Source organism: Streptomyces araujoniae (assembly GCF_050871195.1).
Classification (GTDB): domain Bacteria; phylum Actinomycetota; class Actinomycetes; order Streptomycetales; family Streptomycetaceae; genus Streptomyces; species Streptomyces bacillaris.
Map to the genome: position 1 here is coordinate 6,476,593 of NZ_CP194070.1, position 22,955 is coordinate 6,499,547.

The following is a 22,955-nucleotide window of genomic DNA, read 5'->3' on the forward strand; positions in this document are numbered from 1 at the left end:
GTGAAGTTGATGAAGAAGATGATGGCCGGCGCCGCAGTGGCCGTGTCCCTGCTCGGCCTGTCCGCTGTCGCGGCTCCCACGGCCATGGCGATCGGCAACGACGGTGGCACCACCACCGTCAACGGCAACGGTGCCGAGTCGGAGATCGGCAACGCCGTGACCAAGGGCGACTGGAGCCCGCAGAACCAGCTCGTCCAGGGCACCCTGAACAAGCTCTGCGTCGGCCTGCCCGCCAAGGTCAACGTCGGTTCGCTCGTCGGTCTCGTGCCGGTCACGGTCCAGGACATCAACGTCCTGTCCAACCCGCAGAACCAGCAGTGCACCGACAACTCGACCCAGGCCAAGGGCGACGAGCCGCTGTCGCACATCCTGGACGACATCCCGGTCCTCTCGGGCAACGGCGTCGGCAACAACTGACGCACCACGGCCTGACACGTATCGAGCGCGGGCGGCCCGGGGTTCTTCCCCGGGCCGCCCGCCCGTGTTGTGGCGGCAGTGCGGGGCGCGTACGGCGATGCCCACCACCCCGCGCGGGGTGGTGGGCATCGCCGTACGCGCCGTCGGCCGGGGGAGGCGCCGATCAGCCGAGGGAGCGGACCGGGAGCAGGCAGTGGGCGGCGGTGCGGACGACCTCCTCGTTCGCCGCGAAGGCCCGCAGCTGGTCCTCGCTGACCGGCCGGCCCGGAACGGCCTCCGGCCACGGGGCGGTGGCGAACATCCCGTACACCTGGCCCTGCGCCAGCGCGGCCGCCAGCCACTCCGGGGGAGCGGGGTACTGCGCCTTGAGATGAGGCATCGTCAGGACGGCCTGGCCCGCCTGGACGAGGAGCTTCGCCTGGATGCCGGGGGCCTCGGCCGCGTCCTGGATCGGGCCGCCCACCTGGAGGCCCGCCCGCTCCAGCGCGATCCTCAGCGCCTCCCGGCCCGCTTCCGGGCCGTCCTGCCCGTCCCCGAGGGAGTAGGAGAGCAGATAGGCGGTGTCCTGGTCGGCGTCGGGCTGGCGGCTGCTCCAGCCGATCAGGATCTGGGTGCCCAACTGGGCAGGGGTGAAGGTGCCGGTGGAGGTCTGAGGTGTGGTCATGACCGGCACCCTAATGGCCCCGGACCGGTCGTTATGCACGCGTATCACCCGATCGAGGGAGATGGGTGGGATCGGGGCGGGAGCCGGAAAATCCGTTGACGCCGCCGGGAGCCGCGGAGCTAAGGTGGGCGCGTCGGCCGGCCGGTGAACCGGTCCCGGCGAACCGTTTCGAGGAACCAGGAGGTGAGGACATTGATGACTGTCGTCGCTGTGGGCGCTGCCCACAAGCCGAAGAGCGTCGTTCCCACCCCCGTGGCCACCGGCTGACCCACTCCACGTACACGCCGTACGTCTTCCTCCCGCGCCGAGAGCGCGTTGCCGGGGCCACCCTGTGAAGGGTTTCCCTTGTCTCTCCCGTTCCTTCCGGTTCCGTCCTCCTCCTCCTTTCCCTCCTCGCACCCGCTGACCCCGTACGGCTGGGACCACGGCTGGGCGGCCGCCTTCTCCTCCTGCGCAGGTCAGGGCCTCGTGCCGGGGCGGGTGCTGCGCGTCGACCGCGGCCGGTGCGATGTCATCACCCCCGACGGCCCGGTCCGGGCCGACACCGCGTTCGTGGTGCCGCGCGACCCCATGCGGATCGTCTGCACCGGCGACTGGGTGGCGCTCGACGCGGACGGCGACCCGCGGTTCGTCCGTACGCTGCTTCCGCGCCGTACCGCCTTCGTCCGCTCGACCTCGTCCGAGCGGTCCGAGGGGCAGGTCCTCGCCACCAACATCGACCACATCGCCATCTGCGTCTCGCTCGCCGTCGAACTGGACCTCGGGCGGATCGAGCGCTTCCTCGCCCTCGCCCTCTCCAGCTCCGACGGGGCCGCCCTGCTGGGCGACGGCCACGGACCGGGGGAGCACCGGCCGGAGCCGGTCGTCCTGCTCACCAAGGCCGACCTGGTGCCCGACGCGGTCACCCTCTCCCACCTCGTCCAGGACGTCGAGGCCGTCGCCCCCGGCGTCCAGGTGCTGCCCGTCAGCTCCACCACCGGGGAAGGGCTCGACGTGTTCGGCGCCCTCGTCTCCGGCGGTACGAGCGTGCTGCTCGGCATCTCCGGGGCCGGCAAGTCCACCCTCGCCAACACCCTGCTCGGCCTGGACGTGATGGAGGTCCGGGCGGCCCGGGAGACCGACGGCAAGGGCCGGCACACCACCACGACCCGCAACCTCCTCGTCCTGCCGCAGGGAGGCGTCCTCATCGACACCCCCGGGCTGCGCGGGGTGGGCCTCTACGACGCCGGGACCGGGGTCGGCGAGCTGTTCGCGGAGATCGAGGAGCTGGCGGCCCGCTGCCGGTTCCACGACTGCGCCCACCGCAGCGAGCCCGGCTGCGCCGTGCTCGGCGCGCTGGAGGACGGGTCGCTCCCCGACCGGAGGCTGGAGAGCTACCGCAAGCTGCTGCGCGAGAACCAGCGGATCGTCGCCAAGACGGACGCCCGGGTCCGCTCGGAGATCCTCAAGGGCTGGAAGCGCAAGGGCGCCGAGGGGCGTGCGGCCGGGCAGGCCAAGCGCGGCGGCCGGGTGCGGTAGCCCCCGGAGCCCGTACGGCTGGACGTCCGAAAACCGCCAGTGCGGCAGCGGCGGCTGCCGCACACTGGACGGTGTGATGGACGACCGGAGCAGGTACGAGGCGGTGAGCAGCCGCGACGCACGGTTCGACGGGGCCTTCTTCTTCGCCGTCGTGACCACCGGCATCTACTGCCGGCCGAGCTGCCCCGCCGTCACCCCCCGACGCCCCAATGTGCGCTTCTACCCCACGGCGGCGGCCGCCCAGGCGGGCGGGTTCCGGGCCTGCCGCCGCTGCCGCCCCGACGCCGTGCCCGGCTCGGCCGAGTGGAACGTCCGCGCCGACGTCGTCGGCCGGGCCATGCGGCTCATCGGTGACGGGGTGGTCGACCGCGAAGGCGTCCCCGGGCTGGCCGGGCGGCTCGGCTACAGCGCCCGGCAGGTCCAGCGCCAGCTCAACGCCGAGCTGGGCGCCGGACCCGTCGCGCTCGCCCGCGCCCAGCGCGCGCACACCGCCCGGGTGCTCCTCCAGACCACCGTGCTGCCCGTCACCGAGATCGCTTTCGCGGCCGGGTTCGCCAGTGTGCGGCAGTTCAACGACACCATCCGCCGGATCTACGCCCGCACCCCCAGCGCCCTGCGCGCGGAGGCCGGGACCGGGCTCGGCGGCGGCCGGGCCACGGGGCTGCGCGCGGGGATCCCGCTGCGGCTCGCCCACCGGGGCCCGTATGCCGCCGGGGCCGTCTTCGACCTGCTCGGGGAGGGGACCGTGGCCCGGGTCGAGGAGCTGACCGGGGAGCCGGGGAGCCGCACCTACCGGCGTACGCTGCGGCTGCCGTACGGGACCGGGATCGTCGCGGTCGACGAGGCGTCCCCCGGGCCGTGGCTGGAGGCCCGGATCCACCTCACCGATCTGCGCGACATGACCACCGCCGTCCAGCGGCTTCGGCGCCTGTTCGACCTGGACGCCGATCCGTACGCCGTCGACGAGGCCCTGGCCGCCGACCCCCGGCTCGCCCCGCTGGTCGCCGCCTGCCCGGGGCTGCGCTCGCCGGGCGCCGCGGACCCGGAGGAGGAGGCCGTACGGGCGCTGGTGGGGCGGGAGCGGGCCGAGGAACTGGTCGAGCGGTACGGGAAGGTGCTGGACGTGCCGTGCGGCGCGCTGACGCACGTGTTCCCCGAGCCGGGCGTGCTCGCGGGTGCCGTCCCCGACCCCGCCCTGAAGTCCCTGGCCACCGCGCTCGCCGACGGGCAGCTGCGGCTGGACGCCGGGGCGGACCGGGCGGAGGCCGGACGCGTGCTCGCCACCCTGCCCGGGGTGGACCGGCGGACCGCCGCGCTGATCCGGATGCGGGCGCTGGGCGACCCGGACGTGGATCCGTACGGGACACCGGGGGCCGAGCGGTGGCAGCCGTGGCGCTCGTACGCCGTACGGCACCGGGAGACCGCCGCACGGGAGGCCGCTCCGCGCGCCGGGAGCGGTCACCCCCAGAGCAGCGCGCCCAGCCAGGCGCCCGCCACCAGCAGGCAGGCGAACAGCTCCACCAGCGTCGCGTAGCCGGTCGCCCGCATCACCGAGCGCACGGACGTCCATCCCGCCCCGCGACTGCCCAGCCGCAGCCGCTCCGCCCCGTAGATCGCCCCCACGAACCCGGCGATCCCGCCGACCACGGGCACCACGAAGAAGCCCACGATCCCCGCGACCCCGCCGATCAGCACCGTCCGGCGGGGCGCCCCCGACTCACCCGGGCGGCGGGGCGGCAGCAGCGGCTTCAGGGCCTGGTTCAACAGCATCAGGGCCGTTGCGCCGATCAGGACACCCCAGGCCGTCGGGGTCATGTCCGTCAGCGCCCACCACAGCACCGCGGCCCAGACGATCGCCTGGCCCGGCACGCCCGGCAGCAGGACCCCGACCAGCCCCAGCAGCATGACCAGGCCCACGGCGACGAGCTGCCACACACTCATCCGACCAGCGTGCCGGAGAGAGCACCGCTCCGCCCGTCAGCGCACCCCGGCGACCTGCGCCGATGGGGGCGCGGCGGGCGGGGCGGAGGGGGTGACGGCTGCTCCGGGTGCTGCGAGTGTCCTGGGGGCCGTTGCCGTCGTACCGGGCGTCGCCGTCGTCCCGGTCACCGCCTGAGGTCCCGAGCGGGCCACCCAACCGCGTTCGTACGCGTGCCAGCCCAGCTGGAGCCGGGTGGAGACCCCGGTCAGCTCCATCAGCCCCTTGACCCGGCGCTGCACGGTGCGCAGCCCCAGCTCCAGCTGCTTGGCCACGCTGGCGTCGGTCAGTCCGGCCAGCAGCAGGGAGAGGATCTCCAGATCCGTCGCGTCCGGGCCGACGCCCTCCTCGCGCACCCCGCACCCGCCCGCCCCGAGCCGCAGCGGCAGGGCCTCCCGCCACACCGCCTCGAAGAGGCCCGTCAGCGACTCCAGCAGCCCGCTGGCGTGGACGACCAGGGCGGCGGGCTCGGCGCCCCGGCCGGTCAGCGGGACCATGGCCGTGGTGCCGTCCGCGATCACCAGCTTCGTCGGCACCCGGTCGACCACCCGGCACCGCTCGTCCCGGCCCAGCGCGGCCGACAGCTCCAGGATCCCCGACGGCAGCGACAGCACCTCGCGCTCGACGACCACCCGGTGGACGACCCCGCGCGAGGCCGCCCGCTCCTCGGACCCCTCCTCCGTGCCGGTCACCGCGACCGGCTTCCCGGTGACCAGCGCGCACACCTCGGAGGCGGCCCCGAGCCGCACCTGGTGCAAGCGCCGGGCGACCGCCGCCGCCCCGGTCACCACCTCCACCAGATCGTGCACCGCGGGCTCGCTCGCCTCCGCCCGGTACTCCTCCGCCAGCAGCGCCGACGCCAGCTCCGCCTGCTCCAGCTCCTGACGCTGCCGGGTGAGCAGGGCCCCCAGCGCCACGCCCGGCGGGGCCGCCACCCAGCGGCCCGGGCGCGCCGAGGACTGCGCGGCCAGCCCCTGCTGCTCCAGCCGGCGCAGCACCCGCCCGGCCTCCGCCTCCGGGAGGGAGAGCCGGTGGGCGAGATCGGTGAGTTCCGCCGCCCCGGCCGCCACCAGTACGCGGTACACGGCCTCCTGCCGCTCGTCGAGACCTATGGCCCCCAGCATTCCCTCGACCTCCCCGGTGTGGTGATCGCGCGTCGCAGCGCCCGTGCCGGCCGGTCGGCGCCGTGGCGGGAAAGGGCCACGGCGTGAACCCGCCGCGCACATCATCCCCTGTACCCCTGGCCCCGCTGCCACTGTTGCGCCACCGCAGCACCAGCAACCTCCGGAATACGGTTCCTTGGGCTGCTTCGTCCGGAACGGCCGGGGGAGGGCGATGCGCCCGATACCGCGTACGGGCGCCTCGGGGGCCTCCGCCCCCGCCGCCACCCTGCCCGCACCGTTCCGGTCGTCGGGGCCGGCAGCCCGGCGGGATGAAGGCCGTCCCCGCGACGGCCGGCCCGCGCCTCGGCCCCCGGCCACCGGCCGTGCCGGTCACCCCCCGGCCGGATCACCGCCGCCACCGTCTCCTTCTCGTACGGCGAGAGCTGGCACGCGGCGGCCACGGACCGGCAGGGCGGTAAGCGGGCGGCGCTTGTCGACCGGCGCCCGTCGACCACGCGGACGGTACGCCGGTCACCCGCTGGAACGATGATCCGCCGATCACACCGACCGGTCCGCCGGGCGTCCTTCCCATGGGGGTGGGGCCGCCCGGTGGGCCTTGTTCGCGGGGTAGTTCGCCCGCGGACTTTTTCCCGATGCCCCGTTTTCGGGCGGGCTCCGCGGTGGACAATAAGGGCATGAGTCAGCAGGGGGAGAAGCCCGCCGCCCACGAGGACGACTGGTGGCGGAAGCTGTACGACGAGACCGCGCCGGACACGGGTCCGGGCAGCGCGCCCGACAGCCTCGACGACCGCTTCGACTCCGTGTCGGACACGGTGAGCGGAGCAGCGGCCCCGGAGCGGAGACCGGCACCCGGACCCGAGGAGCGGGCCGGACGGCCGACCGGGCCACGGACGGAGCGGGAACCCGAGCGGCAGGGCGAGCTCGGGCACCTGCCCGCGCCGCCGCCCGGACGGCCGACCGGGCCGCGGACGGAGCGGGGACCGGAACCGGGGGCGGAAGACCTGCCGTCGGAGCCCTGGCCGGGGGCGCGGACGGAGCGGGGACCCGAGCGGCAGGGCGAGCTCGGGCACCTGCCCGCGCCGCCGCCCGGAAGGCCTGCGGAGCCACCGCGGGAGCCGGGCGTACCGGGGCCCGCCCCCGTGCCGCAGTCCGAACGGCCGGCCGACCCGGCCCCCGACCCCCGGTCCGCCTGGGACGCGTATCCAGCGGCCCCCGTCACCGCCCCTGCCCCCTCGACCGCCTCGGCCCCGGCCCCCGATCCCGCGCCCTCCGCCCCGTCCATCCCGGCCGCCCCACCCGCCCCGGCCGTCACCCCGTCCGCCGCGCCCCCGGCTCCCGCCGCCGTTCCCGGGCCCCGTGACATCGTCTTCCCCGCCCCCTGGGAAGCCCCCTCAGGTCCGCCCGGGCCCCGCCCCCGTACCTTCGCGGCGCCGAAGCCGCCCGCGCCGGAACCCGAGGTGACGGCCGACGAGACCGCCACCGTCCCGGATCCCGGTGCCCTGCACCAGCTCCCGCCGGACTGGGCCGCGAGCGACGCACCGGCGGACGGGGGCGGAGGGACCCGGCCGCTCGTCGGCCATCTGGGGGACCGGCCTCCCACCTACGACGCCGATCCCGCCGCGCTCCCCGCCGCCACCTCGGAGAACCTGGACGCCCTGGTCCCCGACACCGTGCTGGACGGCGCGCGGTACGGGACGTACACCCTGCGGGCCGCCTCCGTGCGGGGGGACTCCGCGCGGTTCCGGGGCGAGCCCCGCCGGGACGCGCTGCTCACCGCGCGGTTCGGGGCCGCCGAGAGCGCCCTCGTGCTGGTCGCCGTCGCCGGGGGCGTACGGGGTGGTGAGGGGGCGCACCTCGCGGCGGCCGACGCCTGCCGCTGGATCGGCGGGGCCGTGGCCCGCAGCCACGCCCGGCTCTCCGAGGACATAAGGGCGGGCCGCCGGGCCGACCTCAAGTCGGGGCTGCACCGGCTCACCGACCGTACGTACGGCAAGCTCCGCGCCCGCGCCGCCGAACTCGGCCTGGCACCGCAGGAGTACACCACCAGCCTGCGGTGCCTGCTGCTCTCCGCCGACCCCGACTGCCGTACCCGGGTCTTCTTCGGCGTCGGCAGCGGCGGTCTGTTCCGGCTCCGCGACGGACGGTGGCAGGACCTGGAGCCGGTGATTCCGGAGCAGCAGCCCTCCGCGGCGGCCGACAGTCCCGCCGAGGAGGGGGCGGACGGCGACCGGCTGACCATGGACCTCCAGATCACCACGCCCCCGTCCCCGTACGGCGACGGCCCCGCCCCGCCGCCCGCCGAGCTGTTCCGCTTCCGGGCCTCCGTCGCCCGGCCGGACGACACGCTGCTGCTCTGCAGCAACGGACTGGCCGAGCCGATGCGCGGCGAACCGGAGCTGCCCGCCGAGCTGGCCGAGCGCTGGCGCCCGCCGGGTCCGCCTGGTCTGCCCGCCTTCCTCGCCGACACCCAGCTCCGGATCAAGGGGTACGCCGACGACCGCACCTGCGCGGCCGTCTGGGAGGCGTAACCGCGTCCGCCGTGGGTTGATGGGTTCCGGAGACCGAGCGGTCCGGCCGATGTTTCGGTCTCCGGAGTCCGGACAGCCGACAGGGCACGGAGCAGAGGGAGAAGGGCGCGCACCCATGGCCAAGCAGAACGTGGCGGAGCAGTTCGTCGACATCCTCGCCCGCGCGGGCGTCAAGCGGCTGTACGGGGTCGTCGGCGACAGCCTGAACCCCGTCGTGGACGCCATCCGGCGTAACTCGGCCATCGACTGGATCCACGTCCGGCACGAGGAGACCGCCGCCTTCGCCGCCGGGGCCGAGGCCCAGGTCACCGGAGCGCTGGCGGCCTGCGCCGGGTCGTGCGGCCCGGGCAACCTGCACCTGATCAACGGGCTGTACGACGCGCACCGCTCGATGGCCCCGGTCCTCGCCCTCGCCTCGCACATCCCCTCCAGCGAGATCGGGCTCGGCTACTTCCAGGAGACGCACCCCGAGCTGCTCTTCCAGGAGTGCAGCCACTACAACGAGATGATCTCCCACCCGGAGCAGATGCCGCGCCTGCTCCAGACGGCCATCCAGCACGCCATCGGGCGCGGTGGCGTCAGCGTCGTGACGATGCCGGGGGACGTCGCCTCCAAGACCGCCCCGGACAAGTCCGTCGAGCACGCGCTCGTCACCTCGCGGCCGACCGTGCGCCCCGGCGACGACGAGATCGACAAGCTCTGCCGGATGGTGGACCAGGCCAAACGGGTGACGCTGTTCTGCGGCAGCGGGACGGCGGGCGCGCACGCCGAGGTGATGGAGTTCGCCGAGAAGGTGAAGGCCCCGGTCGGCCACGCGCTGCGGGGCAAGGAGTGGATCCAGTACGACAACCCGTACGACGTCGGCATGAGCGGGCTGCTCGGTTACGGCGCCGCCTACGAGGCCACCCACGAGTGCGATCTGCTGATCCTGCTCGGCACGGACTTCCCGTACAACGCGTTCCTGCCCGACGACGTGAAGATCGTGCAGGTCGATGTGCGGCCCGAACACCTGGGCAGGCGCTCGAAGCTGGACCTCGCGGTCTGGGGCGACGTCCGTGAGACGCTGCGCTGTCTGACGCCCCGGGTGAAGCCCAAGAGCGACCGCAAGTTCCTCGACCGGATGCTGAAGAAGCACGCCGACGCGCTGGAGGGGGTCGTCAAGGCCTACACCCGCAAGGTCGAGAAGCACACCCCGATCCACCCCGAGTACGTGGCCTCCGTGCTGGACGAGATGGCCGACGAGGACGCGGTGTTCACCGTCGACACCGGCATGAACAACGTCTGGGCCGCCCGCTATCTGACGCCCAACGGCAAGCGGCGGGTGATCGGTTCGTTCAGCCACGGTTCGATGGCCAACGCGCTGCCGCAGGCGATCGGCGCCCAGTTCGTGGACCGCGGACGGCAGGTCGTGGCGATGGCGGGCGACGGCGGATTCTCCATGCTGATGGGCGACTTCCTCACCCTCGTCCAGTACGACCTGCCGGTGAAGGTGGTCCTCTTCAACAACTCCTCTCTGGGCATGGTGGAGTTGGAGATGATGGTCGGCGGGCTGCCCGCCTACGGCACCACCAACAAGAACCCCGACTTCGCCGCCGTGGCCCGCGCCTGCGGGGCGTACGGGGTGCGGGTGGAGAAGCCCAAGCAGCTGCAGGCCGCGCTGAAGGACGCCTTCAAGCACAAGGGCCCGGCCCTCGTCGACGTGGTGACCGACCCCAACGCGCTCTCCATCCCGCCGAAGATCAAGGCCGACATGGTCACCGGCTTCGCCCTCTCGGCCAGCAAGGTCGTCCTGGACGGCGGAGTGGGGCGCATGCTCCAGATGGCCCGCTCCAACCTCCGTAACGTGCCCCGTCCTTGAGACCGTGAGCGACTCCTCCCGGCTCTGATGCGCTCCCTGCGCCGCCCGGAGCGCCCCTGACCGCATCCGTGGGGCGGCGTTCCCCATGCGCCCCCCGCTGCCCCGGCCCGTGCTCCTCCGGCCGGATCGGCAAGCGTGACCGTGCGCGTACAGGGGCATGCATCCCGTGAGGCTGTTCGACGGACGGCCGAGACGGAGGAGGTCCGATCGCTGTGCGGGCGGGGGAAACGGTGAAGCGTCAGAAGAGAGACCGGGCCACCGAGGGGCGGGGCCCCCGGGGACGGAGACCGGGCGAGGCGCAGCAGCCTGCCCGGATGCGCCGACGAGTGGGCCATACGGAACGGTCCGCGGTGGGGGAGGTCCGGCGCGAGCTGCGGGAGTTCCTCCGACATCGCTCCGGCGCCGAGCGGATCGAGGAGGCGGAGCTGCTGCTGAGCGAGCTGGTGACCAACGCGCTGATCCACACCCGGCACGGGGCCGTGGTCACCGCGACGGCCACGACCGCTGCGCTCCGGGTGGAGGTCCAGGACTTCGAGGCGGATCTGCCCGCGCCGTACGTACCGAACGCCGACGACGGTACGCACGGCCGGGGGCTGATCCTGGTGCGGAGCCTGGCCGACGCCTGGGGGGTCGAGGCGCGGGCCCTGGGGAAGGTGGTCTGGTTCGAGCTGCGCGGCGAAGGGGTCTGAACGCCCCTCCGCCGCACGGCGTGCGGGCCGGCGGCCCGCACGCTCAGCCGAACTGCTGCTCCAGATCCTTCAGTTTCTGCTCCAGCGAGTCGAGCCGGGGGAGTGTCTGGGTGTCGTCCTCGGCGGTGAGGTCGACGGTCCCCGGGTCACTTCCCGGGTTCGAAGGGCCACGGCTCTTCGAGCTCGAACCGTCCGCCGGCTGTGTCGGGCCGACGGCTTGCAGGGATGGCCGGGGGCGCAGAGGCAGCTGACCCGGCTCTGCTATGGCGGGCTCCGCGACGGGCGGCGCCGTGCCGCCCGTCGCGGAGCCCGCCGGGGCGAGCGCCTGGACGTCCACCTGGTGGCCGATGCGGCCGCGCCCCCAGGCCCGGTTCTGCCGGTTGAGGGCCTTGATACGGGCCCGTTCCAGCTTGGCCTGGTCGCGGCGGCGCACCCGGTCCTGTTCCCGCTCCTTGCGGTCCTCCCGCACCTCGTCCACCGCCTCGTCCAGGGTGCGCACGCCCTCCAGGAGCATCAGCGACCAGGCGCCGAAGGTCTCCCGGGGGGCCCGCAGCCAGCGGACGATCCGGATCTGGGGCAACGGGCGGGGCACCAGGCCCTGTTCGCGCAGCGCGGCCCGCCGGGTCTGCTTCAGCGCGCGGTCGAAGAGCACCGCGGCCGAGAGGGACATCCCCGCGAAGAAGTGCGGGGCGCCCGCGTGGTCCATGCCTCTGGGGGCGTGCACCCAGTTGAACCAGGCGGCGGCCCCGGCGAACGTCCACACCAGCAGCCGGGAGCCGAGCGCCGCGTCTCCGTGGCTCGCCTCCCGAACGGCCAGCACGGAACAGAACATCGCGGCCCCGTCCAGGCCGAACGGGACCAGGTACTCCCAGCCGCCGCTCAGGTTCAGGTTCTGCCGGCCGAAGCCGACGAGCCCGTGGAAGGAGAGCGCGGCGGCGACGGCCGCGCAGCAGAACAGCAGGACGTAACTGGCGGTGGCGTACAGCGCTTCCTTGCGTCGCCGGCGCTCCTCGCTGCGTTCCCAGGAGTCGTCAGCCGCGGCCTTGCCGGCGGCACGCCTGCCGCGAGCGACCACCGTCACCGCCGCCATGACTCCCACGAGCAGCACGGCGCCCGGAAGCAGCCAGTCAAGCGATATGTCGGTCAGTCTCATGCGCGGTCCCTTGCATCACGTAGGGCGTTTCGTGCGCCATCGTGACGGAATTCCCGTCCCGCTCCGCGGGTTTCGGGACAAGAGCACGCCATGGGGGTGGGAGAGGCTATCGATGGGTGGAATCTTCCCGAACTGTCGCGCGGTGAAAGCGAGTTGCGTTCGATTCCACGTCATCCGGAAGAGCGGTGTGGATCAGGGCCTTCCGTTTCGGTCGGCCGGGAGGGTGGGCGGTCGGCCGGCCCGAGGTCAGGAAGCGGTGGCGAGCTTCCGGACCCGGTCCGCGTCGCAGGTGCGCGGGCAGGTCACACAGGTGTCCTCCGGGCGCAGCGTGTAGAAGAGGCAGCAGCTCGCCCGGTCCCGGGTCGGCAGCGACTGCCCCTCGGGGCCGGTCAGCTCGCGGAAGCCCGCGGTGCCGACGTACGGCTTCGTGGTGCCGGGGAGCAGCAGCTCCAGCTCGGCCATCGCGCGGCGCTCCTCACCGAGCAGATGCGCGATGTACCAGAGGCCCTCGACGATCTCGTCGGTCGCCATCCCCCACAGGGCCCGCTTGCCCCGCCGCATCCGCGGGCCGAAACCTTCCAGCACCGGGGTCAGGTGTTCGGTGAGCGCGGCCAGCACCTCGGCCCGCAGCGCCGCCTCGTCCGGCACCACCCGGGCGCCGGGGAGGTCCGCCGCCGGGTCGTCCGGCAGGCAGGCGAACTCCCGCACCCGCACGGTCAGGTGCCCCAGCGCCCGCTGGAAGGCCACGTCCTCGACCGGGACGCGCGGCACCCGGCGGTGCAGGAACCAGGGCACGGTCACCAGCAGGCAGGCGGGCCAGGCGTACCGGTGGAGGCCGAAGCTGGCGACCACGTCGGGGCGGGCCTGCTGTCCGTAGTCCCGGAGCACCTGGGCGTTGTCCCAGGCCAGGAAGGTGTCCACGGCGGTCCCGCCGGCGGCCAGCTCGGCCGCGCCGACCCAGCCGGCGCCCGTGGGGGCGCTCACGCCCTCGTCGAGCACCTCGGCGCGCAGACCGGGGAAGACCTCGGTCAGGCGGGTGTACGCGGCGGCCACGGGGGACATCGTCGCGGCGCCGGCGAGCAGCGGAGTGAGGGTCATGCAGGGACCACCGAATCGGGATCGTGTGCAGGTAAGGCTAACCTTACCCGACGTCATCGATGTTTGAACTGCGGCCTCCTCCCTCTATCGTGCACGGGGGGCCGGGCGCACGCGACCCGGCCCGCCGACAGGCCGAGGAGGTCCGGGTGGAGCAGGGCAGCGCGCGCGAGGGCGTACGGCCGCCGTGCGCGCCCGGCGTGCCCGCGGACGCCCCCGCGACCGGCCGGGTTCCCGAACAGCTGTCCGTCGGCCGTTCGCGGGACGCCGGGGGCGGGCGCGGGGCGCGGGGCGAGCACCCGCAGGCCGGGTACGCGCATTCCGAGCCGCCCGTCCCCCGTGTCGTCCGTCACTCCGTCCGGGGTCAGATCCTGGAGGCCCTGCGCTCCGCGCTCGTCGACGGCGAGCTGGTCCCCGGCCAGGTCTACTCCGCCCCCGTGCTCGGCGCCCGCTTCGGGGTCTCCGCGACCCCGGTGCGCGAGGCGATGCAGCAGCTGGCCACCGAGGGCGCCGTCGAGGTGGTGCCGAACCGCGGCTTCCGGGTCAGCGAGCGCGGGCCCCGGGAGCTGGCGGAGCTGGCCGAGGTGCGGGCCCTGATCGAGGTGCCGGTGATGCTCCGGCTGGCCCGGACCGTCCCGGCGGAGCGGTGGGCGGCGCTGCGGCCGCTGGCCGAGGCCACCGTCGCGGCGGCCGCGGTGGGCGACCGGGCGAGCTACGCGGAGTGCGACCGGGCCTTCCATCGCGCGGTCCTCGCCCTGGCGGGGAACGAGCAGCTGGTGGCGGTCGCCGACGAGCTGCACCGCCGCTCGCAGTGGCCCCTCGTCGCCCATCCCGCCACCCGCCGCGCCTACCTGCTGGCCGACGCCGCCGAGCACACCGCGCTGCTGGACGCCCTGGCCGCCCAGGACCTGGCCGTCGTGCAGGCGCTCGTCCGGGAGCACTTCGCGGGCGCGGAAGGCTGACCCGGGCGCGCTCCGGCGTACGCGGTCCGGCCGCGGATCAGGCCCGGCGGCCGGGGGCGTAGCGGGCGAGCGTGGTCTCCACCGCCTGCTCGACGGAGTAGCGGATGTCGGAGGCCGTGGGGTTCCAGTCGGTCAGCAGCATGCGGGGCCACAGGACGTAGTTGGCGATCATCCCGAGGAACTGGTTGGCGGCGCTCTCGGCGTCCGGAACGTCGGCGTTGCCGGCCTCGTGCTCCGACTCCAGGTAGCGCTGGACCGAGGTGAAGTAGGGCAGCTTGCCGAGCTGGAACTGCATCCGCCCCAGTTCGGGGAAGCGGGGCAGCTCGGCGATGACGATGCGGAACAGGGCTGTCATGCCGGGCCGGCTCATCAGGTCGGCGTAGCGGTGGCCGATGGAGGTCAGGCCGGAACGCAGGTCTCCGGCCTCGGGCCGCGCGACGGCCTCGGCGGCATCGCGCTGCCAGGACTCGGTGACGATGGCCTCGAAGAGGGCCGCCTTGGTGGGGAACTGCTTGAACAGGGTGGACTTCGAGACCGCCGCGACTTCGGCGATGCGGGCGAGGGACGTGCCGTCGTAGCCGTGGTCCAGGAAGAGGTCCGTCGCCGCGGAGATGATCGCCGCACGCTTCTGCTGGGCCAGGCGCCGGTGGTGTGCGGAGAGCTCTGCTGCCATGCGCCCAGTATGCCCTAGTCCCGAGGCGAGTCACTTGACTCGCCTCTTCTGGCGTGCCTACGCTGCCAGGGAAAGGCGAGTCGACTGACTCGCGACTGGCGGCGGTGCCCGACGCCCCTCCGGCGCCGTGTGATGAGGGAGTAGCCGATGACAGCCGACGGAATCGCTCTGGTGACCGGTGCCAACCGTGGTCTGGGCCGGAGTACGGCTTGTGCGCTGGCGGCGCGCGGGATGCGGGTCGTGGTCACGCACCGCGGTGACGCGGCCGGGGCTGAGGAGACGGCGCGGGACGTGCGCGCCGCGGGCGGTACCGCGGCCGTCGTGCGCCTCGACCTCGCCGACCCCGCCTCTTTCGGGGCCTTCACCGCCGAGCTGAGCGGACTGCTGGAGCGCTGGGGTGCGTCGCGGCTCGACGTCGTGGTCAACAACGCGGGGGTGGGCGTCTTCGGCCCGCTGGAAGCGGTCACGGCCGCCGACTTCGACACGGTGTTCGGCACGAACGTGCGGGGCACGTTCTTCCTCGTCCAGGCGCTGGTGCCGATGCTGGCGGAAGGCGCCCACGTCATCAACGTCTCGTCGTCGCTGACGCGCCACACCAGTCCCGGGACCTCGGTCTACTCGGCCTCGAAGGCCGCCGTCGAGGCCATGAGCCGCACCTTGGCCGCGGAACTCGGCCCCCGGGGCATCCGGGTCAACTCCATCGCCCCGGGGCCGACCGCCACCGACTTCAACGGCGGTGCCATGCGGGATGACGCCGCTCTGCGCGACGGCCTGGCCGGGCAGACGGCGCTCGGCCGCGTCGGCGAACCCGAGGAGATCGGCGACGCCATCGCGACGCTGGCCTCCGAGGGCCTGCGCTGGTTGACCGCCCAGCGCGTCGAGGTCTCCGGGGGCGTTCTGCTCTGACCGGGCTGGCCGGCCCGCCCCACGCCACGGGCGACGGCGCGGTCGGATTCCCCGCCCCCGCCCCCGCCTCCGCGCCGGAGTCAGCCGGCGCCGGTCCCGCCCTCACCCCGCCGCGACGTGCCCCGGGGCGGGCGCGGGGCGCACCCCGGGGCGGTCCTCAGCTCGCCGCCGCCGGTCGCGGACCCGGAACCCCGAGGTGCGGCGCCAGCCAGGTCGGCACCCCGCCCAGCAGCCGGAACAGCCGCCCCGCCTCCGCGCGCAGCCGGGCCGCCTCCGGTTCGGGCTCCGCCTCCGCCAGCGAGATCAGCGCCGGGGCGGTACCGACCAGATAGCCCAGCTCCTCCCGGATCCGCAGGGATTCCGCGAACCCGTGCCGGGCCTCGGCCAGCTCGCCCTCCTGGAGCGCGAGCGCGGCGAGGTGGCGCCAGGTGAAGGAGAGCAGCAGCTCGTCGCCGCGCGCGGCCGCACCGGCGTGCGCCCGGCGGTAGGCGGCGCGGGCGGACTCCGGGGCGTCCGCGATGTTCTGCGCGATCAGCCCGCGCCGGAAGTCCAGCAGTGGCCGTCCGGGCGCGGTGGGGGCCAGCAGTGCCGCCGCCCGGCTCAGCGCCACGCTCGCCTCGTCGGCGCGGTCCCGTACGCCCAACAGGGTGGAGGCGTAAGCGAGATGGCCCCGCTCACAGGCGGCCCCGCCGCGCTCGTCGTCGGTGCGGGCCAGCGCCTCCGCGCTCCGCAGCGCGTCCTCGGCGTCGGTCCACCCCTCGCCGGTGTAGAGACACCGCTCGGTCAGCAGGGCGGTGCGCTGGAGCGCCGCCGCCGGATCGCCCGCCGCGTGCGGCTCCAGCAGGGCGGCCGCATCCGTCCAGCAGGCGCGGGACCGCAGCCGCCATACCGCTGTCTGGAGCGGCGGATCGTCATCTGCTGTCGTTCCGGAACCAGACATGGCGGTATCCGCCACATTGCCCTCCCCGAGCGCGCCATTGTGCTGTTGAGTACCGCCGCATCTCAGCACGGATCGGCACGCCGGGCCAAGAGGTCCGACCGATGTCAGGTGAAGGAATTCACAAACGGGGGGAGCGGACCCGCGCACGGCGGGGCGCGCGGGTCAGCTCATACGCAGGGCGAGGAAGAAATCGAGCTTGTCCTCCAGCCGCGAGAGGTCACGGCCCGTCAACTGCTCGATGCGGCCGACGCGGTAGCGCAGTGTGTTGACGTGGAGGTGCAGCCGGGCCGCGCAGCGGGTCCAGGAGCCGTCGCAGTCGAGGAAGGCCTCCAGCGTCTCGATCAGCTCCGCGCGGTGGCGCCGGTCGTAGTCGCGCAGCGGGTCCAGCAGCCGGGCGGTGAAGGCCCGGCGGACGTCGTCGGGGACGAACGGCAGCAGCAGCACGTGCGAGGCCAGCTCGTGGTGGCCCGCCGCGCAGACCCGGCCCGGCCGGGCCGCCGCCACCCGGCGGGCGTGCCGGGCCTCCTCCAGCGCCCCGCGCAGCCCCTCGGCCGAGTGCACGGCCGCGCTGACACCGAGTGTCAGCCGCCCGTCGTCGGCGAGCCCCGCCGCGAGCGGTTCGCGTACGGCGGCGAGCAGCGCGTCCGCGTGCAGTGCGGGGTCCTGGGCGGCGGCCGGAGTCGCGGAGGACGAGCCCGTCGGGGCTGTACCGGTTCCGGGACTCGCCCCGGCCCTCGTTCCCGTCGTCCGTACGGGCCCGCCGGAGCCCGCCGGGAGACCGGCGTCCGTGCCGGCACCGGTGTCCGTGGTGTCACCTACCGTGTCCGGGAGGGGGGCGGGCCCGGCAGGGAGCGGTACGAGCGCGATGGCCTCCTCGCCCGTGTGGGCGACGGCGATCCGGTCGGCGGAGTCGGGGCCGCTGACCGCCGGGTCGACGAGGATCTCCTCCAGCAGTGCCTGGGCGACCGGCCCGCCCGCGATGTCGCCCGGGACACCGCCCGGCGCGGCCGCGTCGGCGGCGGTCCAGTCGACCCGGGCCACCACGACCTGCCACTGCGGGGCCACCCCGAGGCCGGGCAGCAGGACCGGGGCTGCCACCCGGAGCCGGGCGGCGATCTCGGCCGGGGCGGCGCCCGCCTGGACCAGCTCCAGGACCTCCTGGGCGAGCCGCCGGCGTACCGTACGGGCCGCTTCGCGGCGGTCCCGCTCCACCGCGATCAGCTGGGTGACGCCCTGGAGCAGGTCCAGCCGGGCCGCCGGCCAGTCCGAGGCGTCCGCCTCCACGGCGAGCAGCCAGTCCGACAGCACCGACTCCCGGACGTCCCGGGCGGCCGGGACCGCGCCCCGGCCGGTGTTCCGGATCGGGAAGAGGGAGTACGTCGTCCCCGCCACGGCCGCCCGGTGCGGGGCCCGGCGTCCGGTGCGGGTCGCGGCCAGGTGGTGCCCCGCCAGCGTCGCACCCAGGGGGCCCGGCAGCGGGGCGCCCGCCCCGGCGATCTGGCGGCCGGTGGGGGAGAGGACCCAGGCCCGCAGGTCCAGGTCGGAGGTGAGCAGGTCCAGGACCACTTCGGGGCCGCCGCCCGCCGGGCCCGAGGTCATCAGCCGCCGGTGGCGGTCCACCACCGCTGCCAGATCGCCCGCCCGCTCGCCGGAGACCTGGCGTACGACATGCTCGGTGATCGTTGCGAATGCCACGGTCTCGTGGACCGCGAAGAGCGGCAGCCGGTGGTGGTCGCACGCCTCGACCAGATCGGCCGGGATGTCCCCCAGCTCCGCCTCGCCCGCCGCCAGCCCGGCCACCCCGGCCCCCGCCAGGATCCGGACGAACGGCTCGGAGTCGCCCGCGTCCCGCCGCCAGGCCAGCCCCGTCAGCACCAGCTCGCCCCCGGAGAGGTAGCGGCTGGGGTCGCGCAGGTCGGTCGTCATGACGCCCCGGACCGTGCGGTCCAGCTCGTCCTGGCCGCCGAGCAGCCGCAGGCCCAGCGCATCGGTCTCCAGCAGTGCGCGCAGCCGCATCTCGTCGCCGCCGATCTTTCCGTAGGGGTGGGAGCAGGTGGGTGAAGCCGGGAAGGGGTGGGGGACCACAGGGGTGGACGGGTACCTGTGAATTACGGCGAGGTTACTGTTCCCCGCCATTCGTTCGAATCTACAAGACGAGGACGGAGACCAGCCAACTCCTTCAGTGTTTCGGTGACTGCACCCGCCGGGTCCTGGCTTGTGTACTGGGCCACACACCACATGAACACCACATGAACGAGCCACACGAGGCAGTCGAGGGCCGGCCGTCCCCAGCCCCGGTGTACGACCCGATTGAGAAGAAGAGAGCCACTCATGGACTTCCTTCGCCCCGCCAGCTGGGAGGAGGCGCTCGCCGCCAAGGCCGAGCACCCCACGGCTGTGCCCATCGCGGGCGGCACGGATGTGATGGTCGAGATCAACTTCGACCACCGGCGGCCCGAGTACCTCCTGGACCTGAACCGCGTCGATGAGCTGTCCGAGTGGGAGGTGGGCCAGGAGAGCGTACGGCTCGGCGCCTCCGTGCCGTACAGCTCCATCATGGAGCACCTGCGCACCGAGCTGCCGGGTCTGGCGCTCGCCTCGCACACCGTCGCATCGCCGCAGATCCGCAACCGCGGCGGGGTCGGGGGCAACCTGGGCACCGCCTCGCCGGCCGGTGACGCGCACCCGGCCCTCCTCGCCGCCGACTGCGAGGTCGAGGCCGAATCCGTACGCGGTACGCGGCTGATTCCCATCGACGCTTTCTACACAGGCGTCAAGCGCAACGCCCTGGCGCCGGACGAGCTGATCCGCGCCGTGCACATCAGGAAGGCCGACGGACCGCAGCAGTACTCCAAGGTCGGTACCCGCAACGCCATGGTCATCGCCGTCTGCGCGTTCGGCATCGCCCTGCACCCCGAGACCCGCACCGTGCGCACCGGCATCGGCTCCGCCGCCCCGACGCCCATCCGGGCCAAGGAGGCCGAGGACTTCCTGAACGCCGCGCTGGAGGAGGGCGGGTTCTGGGAGAACGGAAAGATCATCACCCCCGCCATCGCCAAGCAGTTCGCCGCCCTCGCCTCCGGCGCCTGCAACCCGATCGACGACGTCCGGGGCACGGCGAAGTACCGCAGGCACGCGGTCGGCATCATGGCCCGCCGCACGCTCGGCTGGACCTGGGAGCAGTACCGCGGCGCGGGCCGCACGCTGGAAGGAGCTGCGTAACCATGCGAGTCAATTTCACGGTCAACGGCCGTCAGCAGGAAGCCGACGACGTGTGGGAGGGCGAGTCCCTTCTCTACGTGCTGCGTGAGCGTATGGGGCTGCCCGGTTCCAAGAACGCCTGCGAACAGGGCGAGTGCGGGTCCTGCACGGTCCGCCTGGACGGTGTGCCCGTCTGCGCCTGCCTGGTCGCCGCCGGCCAGGTGGAGGGCCGCGAGGTCGTCACCGTCGAGGGCCTGGCCGACTACGCAAAGCACCGCCAGGACGCCCACCCCGGCGGCGGCTGCGCCACCGGCGCCTGCGGCACCACCCTGGACTCCGCCAAGCGCTGGCAGGCCCGGCCCACCGACGGCCAGACCGGCGAGGCCGTCGAGCTGTCCCCGATCCAGCAGGCCTTCATCGACGCCGGGGCCGTCCAGTGCGGCTTCTGCACCCCCGGGCTGCTGGTCGCCGCCGACGAACTGCTGGAGAACACCCCCTCCCCGTCCGACCAGGACATCCGCGAGGCGCTCTCCGGCAACCTGTGCCGCTGCACGGGGTACGAGAAGATCCTCGACGCGGTCCGCCTCGCGGCCGCCCGCCAGGGAGAGGCGGTCCAGTCATGACGACATACCCCGAAGCCACGGCCCGCCCCGGAGCCACCGCACCCAGGGCCCAGACCGTACCGGCCGGAACGCCCACCGAGATCACGCAGGGTTCGCCCACCAAGGGCGGCATCGGCGAGTCCACGCTCCGCCCCGACGGCACCCTCAAGGTCACGGGCGAGTTCGCGTACTCCTCCGACATGTGGCACGAGGACATGCTCTGGGGCCAGACGCTGCGCTCCACCGTCGCCCACGCCGAGATCGTCTCCATCGACACCTCCGAGGCGCTCGCCACCTCCGGCGTCTACGCGGTGCTGACCTACGACGACCTCCCGGCCGAGATGAAGAACTACGGCCTGGAGATCCAGGACACCCCCGTCCTCGCCCACGGCAAGGTCCGCCACCACGGTGAGCCGGTCGCCATCGTGGCCGCCGACCACCCGGAGACGGCCCGCCGGGCCGCCGCGAAGATCAAGATCGAGTACCGGGAGCTGCCGCTCGTCACCGACGAGGCCTCGGCCACCGCGCCCGACGCCCCGCTCATCCACGAGGGCCGCGACGACCACCACATCGGCCACGTCCCGCACCCCAACATCGTCCACCGCCAGCCGATCTTCCGCGGGGACGCCGACGAGGCCGCCAGGCGCGCCGACGTCATCGTCAAGGGCGAGTACGTCTTCGGGATGCAGGACCAGGCCTTCCTCGGCCCCGAGTCCGGTCTCGCCGTACCGTCCGAGGACGGCGGGGTCGAGCTGTACGTCGCCACCCAGTGGCTGCACTCCGACCTCAAGCAGATCGCCCCCGTCCTCGGCCTCCCCGAGGACAAGGTCCGCATGACGCTCTCCGGCGTCGGCGGGGCCTTCGGCGGCCGCGAGGACATCTCGATGCAGATCCACGCCTGCCTGCTGGCGCTCCGCACCGGCAAGCCGGTCAAGATCGTCTACAACCGGTTCGAGTCCTTCTTCGGCCACGTCCACCGGCACCCGGCCAAGCTCACCTACGAGCACGGCGCCACCAAGGACGGCAAGCTCACGCACATGAAGTGCCGGATCGTCCTGGACGGCGGGGCCTACGCCTCCGCCTCCCCGGCCGTCGTCGGCAACGCCTCCTCGCTCTCGGTCGGCCCGTACAAGATCGAGGACGTCGACATCGAGGCGGTCGCCCTCTACACCAACAACCCGCCCTGCGGCGCGATGCGCGGCTTCGGCGCGGTCCAGGCCTGCTTCGCCTACGAGGCGCAGATGGACAAGCTGGCCGCGAAGCTCGGCATGGACCCGGTGGAGTTCCGGCAGATCAACGCCATGGAGCAGGGCACCCTGCTGCCCACCGGCCAGGCCTGCGACTCGCCGGCCCCGGTCGCCGAGCTGCTGCGCCGGGTCAAGGCCCGTCCGCTGCCGCCCGAGCAGGAGTGGCTGACGGCCGGCGCCGACGGCACCTCCGTCGACGTGCGCGCCCTGCCCGGCGGGCTCTCCAACACCACCCACGGCGAGGGCGTCGTCCGGGGCGTCGGCTACGCGGTCGGCCTGAAGAACGTCGGCTTCTCCGAGGGCTTCGACGACTACTCCACCGCCCGGGTCCGGATGGAGGTCATCAACGGCGAGCCGGTCGCCACCGTGCACACCGCGATGGCCGAGGTCGGCCAGGGCGGCGTCACCGTCCACGCCCAGATCGCCCGGACCGAACTCGGCGTCAACCAGGTCACCATCCACCCGGCCGACACCCGCGTCGGCTCCGCCGGATCCACCTCCGCCTCCCGCCAGACGTACGTCACCGGCGGCGCGGTCAAGAACTCCTGCGAAGCCGTACGGGAGAAGGTCCTGGAGCTGGGCCGCACCAGGTTCGGCACCTACCACCCGGCCTGGGCCACCGCCGAACTCCTCCTGGAGGGCGGCAAGGTCGTCACCGACGGCGGCGAGGTCCTCGCGGACCTGGCCGACGTGCTGGAGGACGAGGTCGTCGACATCGAGCTGGAGTGGCGCCACCGCCCCACGGAGGCGTTCGACCTCCGTACCGGACAGGGCAACGGCCACGTCCAGTACTCCTTCGCCGCCCACCGCGCGGTCGTCGAGGTCGACACCGAACTGGGCCTGGTCAAGGTCATCGAACTGGCCTGCGCCCAGGACGTCGGCAAGGCGCTCAACCCGCTCTCCGTCCTCGGCCAGATCCAGGGCGGCACCCTCCAGGGCATGGGCGTGGCCGTCATGGAGGAGATCATCGTCGACCCGAAGACCGCGAAGGTGCGCAACCCCTCCTTCACGGACTACCTCCTCCCCACCATCCTCGACACGCCGACGATCCCGGTCGACGTGCTCGAACTCGCCGACGAGCACGCCCCGTACGGGCTGCGCGGCATCGGCGAGGCCCCCACCCTGTCGTCGACCCCGGCCGTCCTCGCGGCGATCCGGAACGCGACCGGGCTGGAGCTGAACAGGACACCGGTACGCCCCGAGCACCTCACCGGCACCAGTTCCTGACGGGCCGCCGGGTGATCTCCCACCGGTCGTCACCCGGCCGCCCCTGAGCGGTCCCCCCCCCGGGACTCTCCGGGCGGTGTGCCGAGCCGAGAACGTCACACCTCTCCGCACCCCGCACCGCCCGGAGACACCAAGCACCGCACCGCTCGCGGTTCTCCGCCGCGCGCCGGCAC

19 protein-coding genes are annotated in these 22,955 nt (G+C 73.9%); 11 read left to right on the forward strand and 8 right to left on the reverse strand.

The features are described 5' to 3' along the window. Positions 1 to 9 precede the first annotated feature (9 nt). Positions 10 to 417 (forward strand): rodlin, encoded by a 408-nt coding sequence (locus ACQ9ZG_RS27720; protein WP_018491586.1) that lies wholly within the window; start codon positions 10 to 12, stop codon positions 415 to 417. A 163-nt stretch (positions 418 to 580) separates the two neighbouring features. Here the strand turns inward: ACQ9ZG_RS27720 and ACQ9ZG_RS27725 are convergent, their stop codons facing one another. After that, positions 581 to 1,081, reverse strand: coding sequence for a DUF5949 family protein (locus ACQ9ZG_RS27725; protein ID WP_018491585.1), 501 nt, complete (start codon positions 1,079 to 1,081; stop codon positions 581 to 583). A gap of 345 nt (positions 1,082 to 1,426) precedes the next feature. Here ACQ9ZG_RS27725 and rsgA point away from each other — a divergent pair, with 345 nt between their 5' ends. Both rsgA and ACQ9ZG_RS27735 read left to right on the forward strand, forming a co-directional pair. Then, positions 1,427 to 2,599, forward strand: coding sequence for a ribosome small subunit-dependent GTPase A (rsgA, locus tag ACQ9ZG_RS27730; protein ID WP_109916928.1), 1,173 nt, complete (start codon positions 1,427 to 1,429; stop codon positions 2,597 to 2,599). Positions 2,600 to 2,675: 76 nt separating this feature from the next. Then, complete coding sequence (locus ACQ9ZG_RS27735; RefSeq protein WP_499281641.1) at positions 2,676 to 4,133, forward strand: DNA-3-methyladenine glycosylase 2 family protein; 1,458 nt, start codon at positions 2,676 to 2,678, stop codon at positions 4,131 to 4,133. On the opposite strand, the gene ACQ9ZG_RS27740 is transcribed toward ACQ9ZG_RS27735, so the two are convergent. Both ACQ9ZG_RS27740 and ACQ9ZG_RS27745 read right to left on the reverse strand, forming a co-directional pair. Further along, positions 4,058 to 4,540 carry a DUF456 domain-containing protein gene (locus tag ACQ9ZG_RS27740; RefSeq protein WP_018491582.1) on the reverse strand — a complete coding sequence of 161 codons (483 nt, stop codon included), beginning with the start codon at positions 4,538 to 4,540 and terminating at the stop codon, positions 4,058 to 4,060. The genes ACQ9ZG_RS27735 and ACQ9ZG_RS27740 overlap by 76 nt on opposite strands. A gap of 36 nt (positions 4,541 to 4,576) precedes the next feature. Further along, the gene (locus ACQ9ZG_RS27745; RefSeq protein WP_499281335.1) at positions 4,577 to 5,701 is read right to left on the reverse strand and encodes a helix-turn-helix domain-containing protein; all 1,125 of its coding nucleotides are present in this window, start codon (positions 5,699 to 5,701) and stop codon (positions 4,577 to 4,579) included. Between the two features lie 674 nt (positions 5,702 to 6,375). Here ACQ9ZG_RS27745 and ACQ9ZG_RS27750 point away from each other — a divergent pair. The 3 genes from ACQ9ZG_RS27750 to ACQ9ZG_RS27760 all read left to right on the forward strand — a co-directional run bounded on the left by ACQ9ZG_RS27750 (position 6,376) and on the right by ACQ9ZG_RS27760 (position 10,776). Further along, entirely contained in the window at positions 6,376 to 8,229 is a 1,854-nt protein-coding gene (locus ACQ9ZG_RS27750) for a protein phosphatase 2C domain-containing protein (RefSeq protein ID WP_499281336.1), read from the forward strand. Between the two features lie 115 nt (positions 8,230 to 8,344). Then, positions 8,345 to 10,087 carry a pyruvate dehydrogenase gene (locus tag ACQ9ZG_RS27755; protein ID WP_028418172.1) on the forward strand — a complete coding sequence of 581 codons (1,743 nt, stop codon included), beginning with the start codon at positions 8,345 to 8,347 and terminating at the stop codon, positions 10,085 to 10,087. Between the two features lie 314 nt (positions 10,088 to 10,401). Next, the gene (locus ACQ9ZG_RS27760; protein ID WP_202439343.1) at positions 10,402 to 10,776 is read left to right on the forward strand and encodes an ATP-binding protein; all 375 of its coding nucleotides are present in this window, start codon (positions 10,402 to 10,404) and stop codon (positions 10,774 to 10,776) included. Between the two features lie 43 nt (positions 10,777 to 10,819). On the opposite strand, the gene ACQ9ZG_RS27765 is transcribed toward ACQ9ZG_RS27760, so the two are convergent. Both ACQ9ZG_RS27765 and ACQ9ZG_RS27770 read right to left on the reverse strand, forming a co-directional pair. Further along, entirely contained in the window at positions 10,820 to 11,929 is a 1,110-nt protein-coding gene (locus ACQ9ZG_RS27765; RefSeq protein WP_028418173.1) for a DUF2637 domain-containing protein, read from the reverse strand. Positions 11,930 to 12,175: 246 nt separating this feature from the next. Then, positions 12,176 to 13,027: a (2Fe-2S)-binding protein gene (locus tag ACQ9ZG_RS27770; protein ID WP_028418174.1), complete on the reverse strand. Its 852-nt coding sequence runs from the start codon at positions 13,025 to 13,027 to the stop codon at positions 12,176 to 12,178. Between the two features lie 146 nt (positions 13,028 to 13,173). Here ACQ9ZG_RS27770 and ACQ9ZG_RS27775 point away from each other — a divergent pair, with 146 nt between their 5' ends. Then, the gene (locus ACQ9ZG_RS27775) at positions 13,174 to 13,986 is read left to right on the forward strand and encodes a GntR family transcriptional regulator (RefSeq protein ID WP_499281337.1); all 813 of its coding nucleotides are present in this window, start codon (positions 13,174 to 13,176) and stop codon (positions 13,984 to 13,986) included. Positions 13,987 to 14,023: 37 nt separating this feature from the next. On the opposite strand, the gene ACQ9ZG_RS27780 is transcribed toward ACQ9ZG_RS27775, so the two are convergent. Further along, positions 14,024 to 14,659 carry a TetR/AcrR family transcriptional regulator gene (locus tag ACQ9ZG_RS27780; RefSeq protein WP_028418176.1) on the reverse strand — a complete coding sequence of 212 codons (636 nt, stop codon included), beginning with the start codon at positions 14,657 to 14,659 and terminating at the stop codon, positions 14,024 to 14,026. Between the two features lie 147 nt (positions 14,660 to 14,806). On the opposite strand from ACQ9ZG_RS27780, the gene ACQ9ZG_RS27785 reads away from it, so the two are divergent. Further along, a complete protein-coding gene (locus ACQ9ZG_RS27785) occupies positions 14,807 to 15,565 on the forward strand; it encodes an SDR family NAD(P)-dependent oxidoreductase (protein WP_109914372.1) in 759 nt (252 codons plus the stop codon). A gap of 157 nt (positions 15,566 to 15,722) precedes the next feature. On the opposite strand, the gene ACQ9ZG_RS27790 is transcribed toward ACQ9ZG_RS27785, so the two are convergent. Further along, positions 15,723 to 16,505 carry a hypothetical protein gene (locus ACQ9ZG_RS27790; protein WP_028418178.1) on the reverse strand — a complete coding sequence of 261 codons (783 nt, stop codon included), beginning with the start codon at positions 16,503 to 16,505 and terminating at the stop codon, positions 15,723 to 15,725. 162 nt (positions 16,506 to 16,667) lie between these two features. Continuing rightward, positions 16,668 to 18,521: a PucR family transcriptional regulator ligand-binding domain-containing protein gene (locus tag ACQ9ZG_RS27795; RefSeq protein ID WP_415738842.1), complete on the reverse strand. Its 1,854-nt coding sequence runs from the start codon at positions 18,519 to 18,521 to the stop codon at positions 16,668 to 16,670. A gap of 315 nt (positions 18,522 to 18,836) precedes the next feature. Here ACQ9ZG_RS27795 and ACQ9ZG_RS27800 point away from each other — a divergent pair, with 315 nt between their 5' ends. From ACQ9ZG_RS27800 to pucD, 3 genes are read left to right on the forward strand one after another with little or no spacing between them, the layout of a single operon-like run. After that, entirely contained in the window at positions 18,837 to 19,727 is an 891-nt protein-coding gene (locus ACQ9ZG_RS27800; RefSeq protein ID WP_018491570.1) for an FAD binding domain-containing protein, read from the forward strand. Positions 19,728 to 19,729: 2 nt separating this feature from the next. Then, positions 19,730 to 20,329: a (2Fe-2S)-binding protein gene (locus tag ACQ9ZG_RS27805; protein WP_028418180.1), complete on the forward strand. Its 600-nt coding sequence runs from the start codon at positions 19,730 to 19,732 to the stop codon at positions 20,327 to 20,329. Next, complete coding sequence (gene pucD, locus ACQ9ZG_RS27810; RefSeq protein WP_109915348.1) at positions 20,326 to 22,782, forward strand: xanthine dehydrogenase subunit D; 2,457 nt, start codon at positions 20,326 to 20,328, stop codon at positions 22,780 to 22,782. The genes ACQ9ZG_RS27805 and pucD overlap by 4 nt, the downstream gene beginning before the upstream one ends. Positions 22,783 to 22,955: the final 173 nt, after the last annotated feature.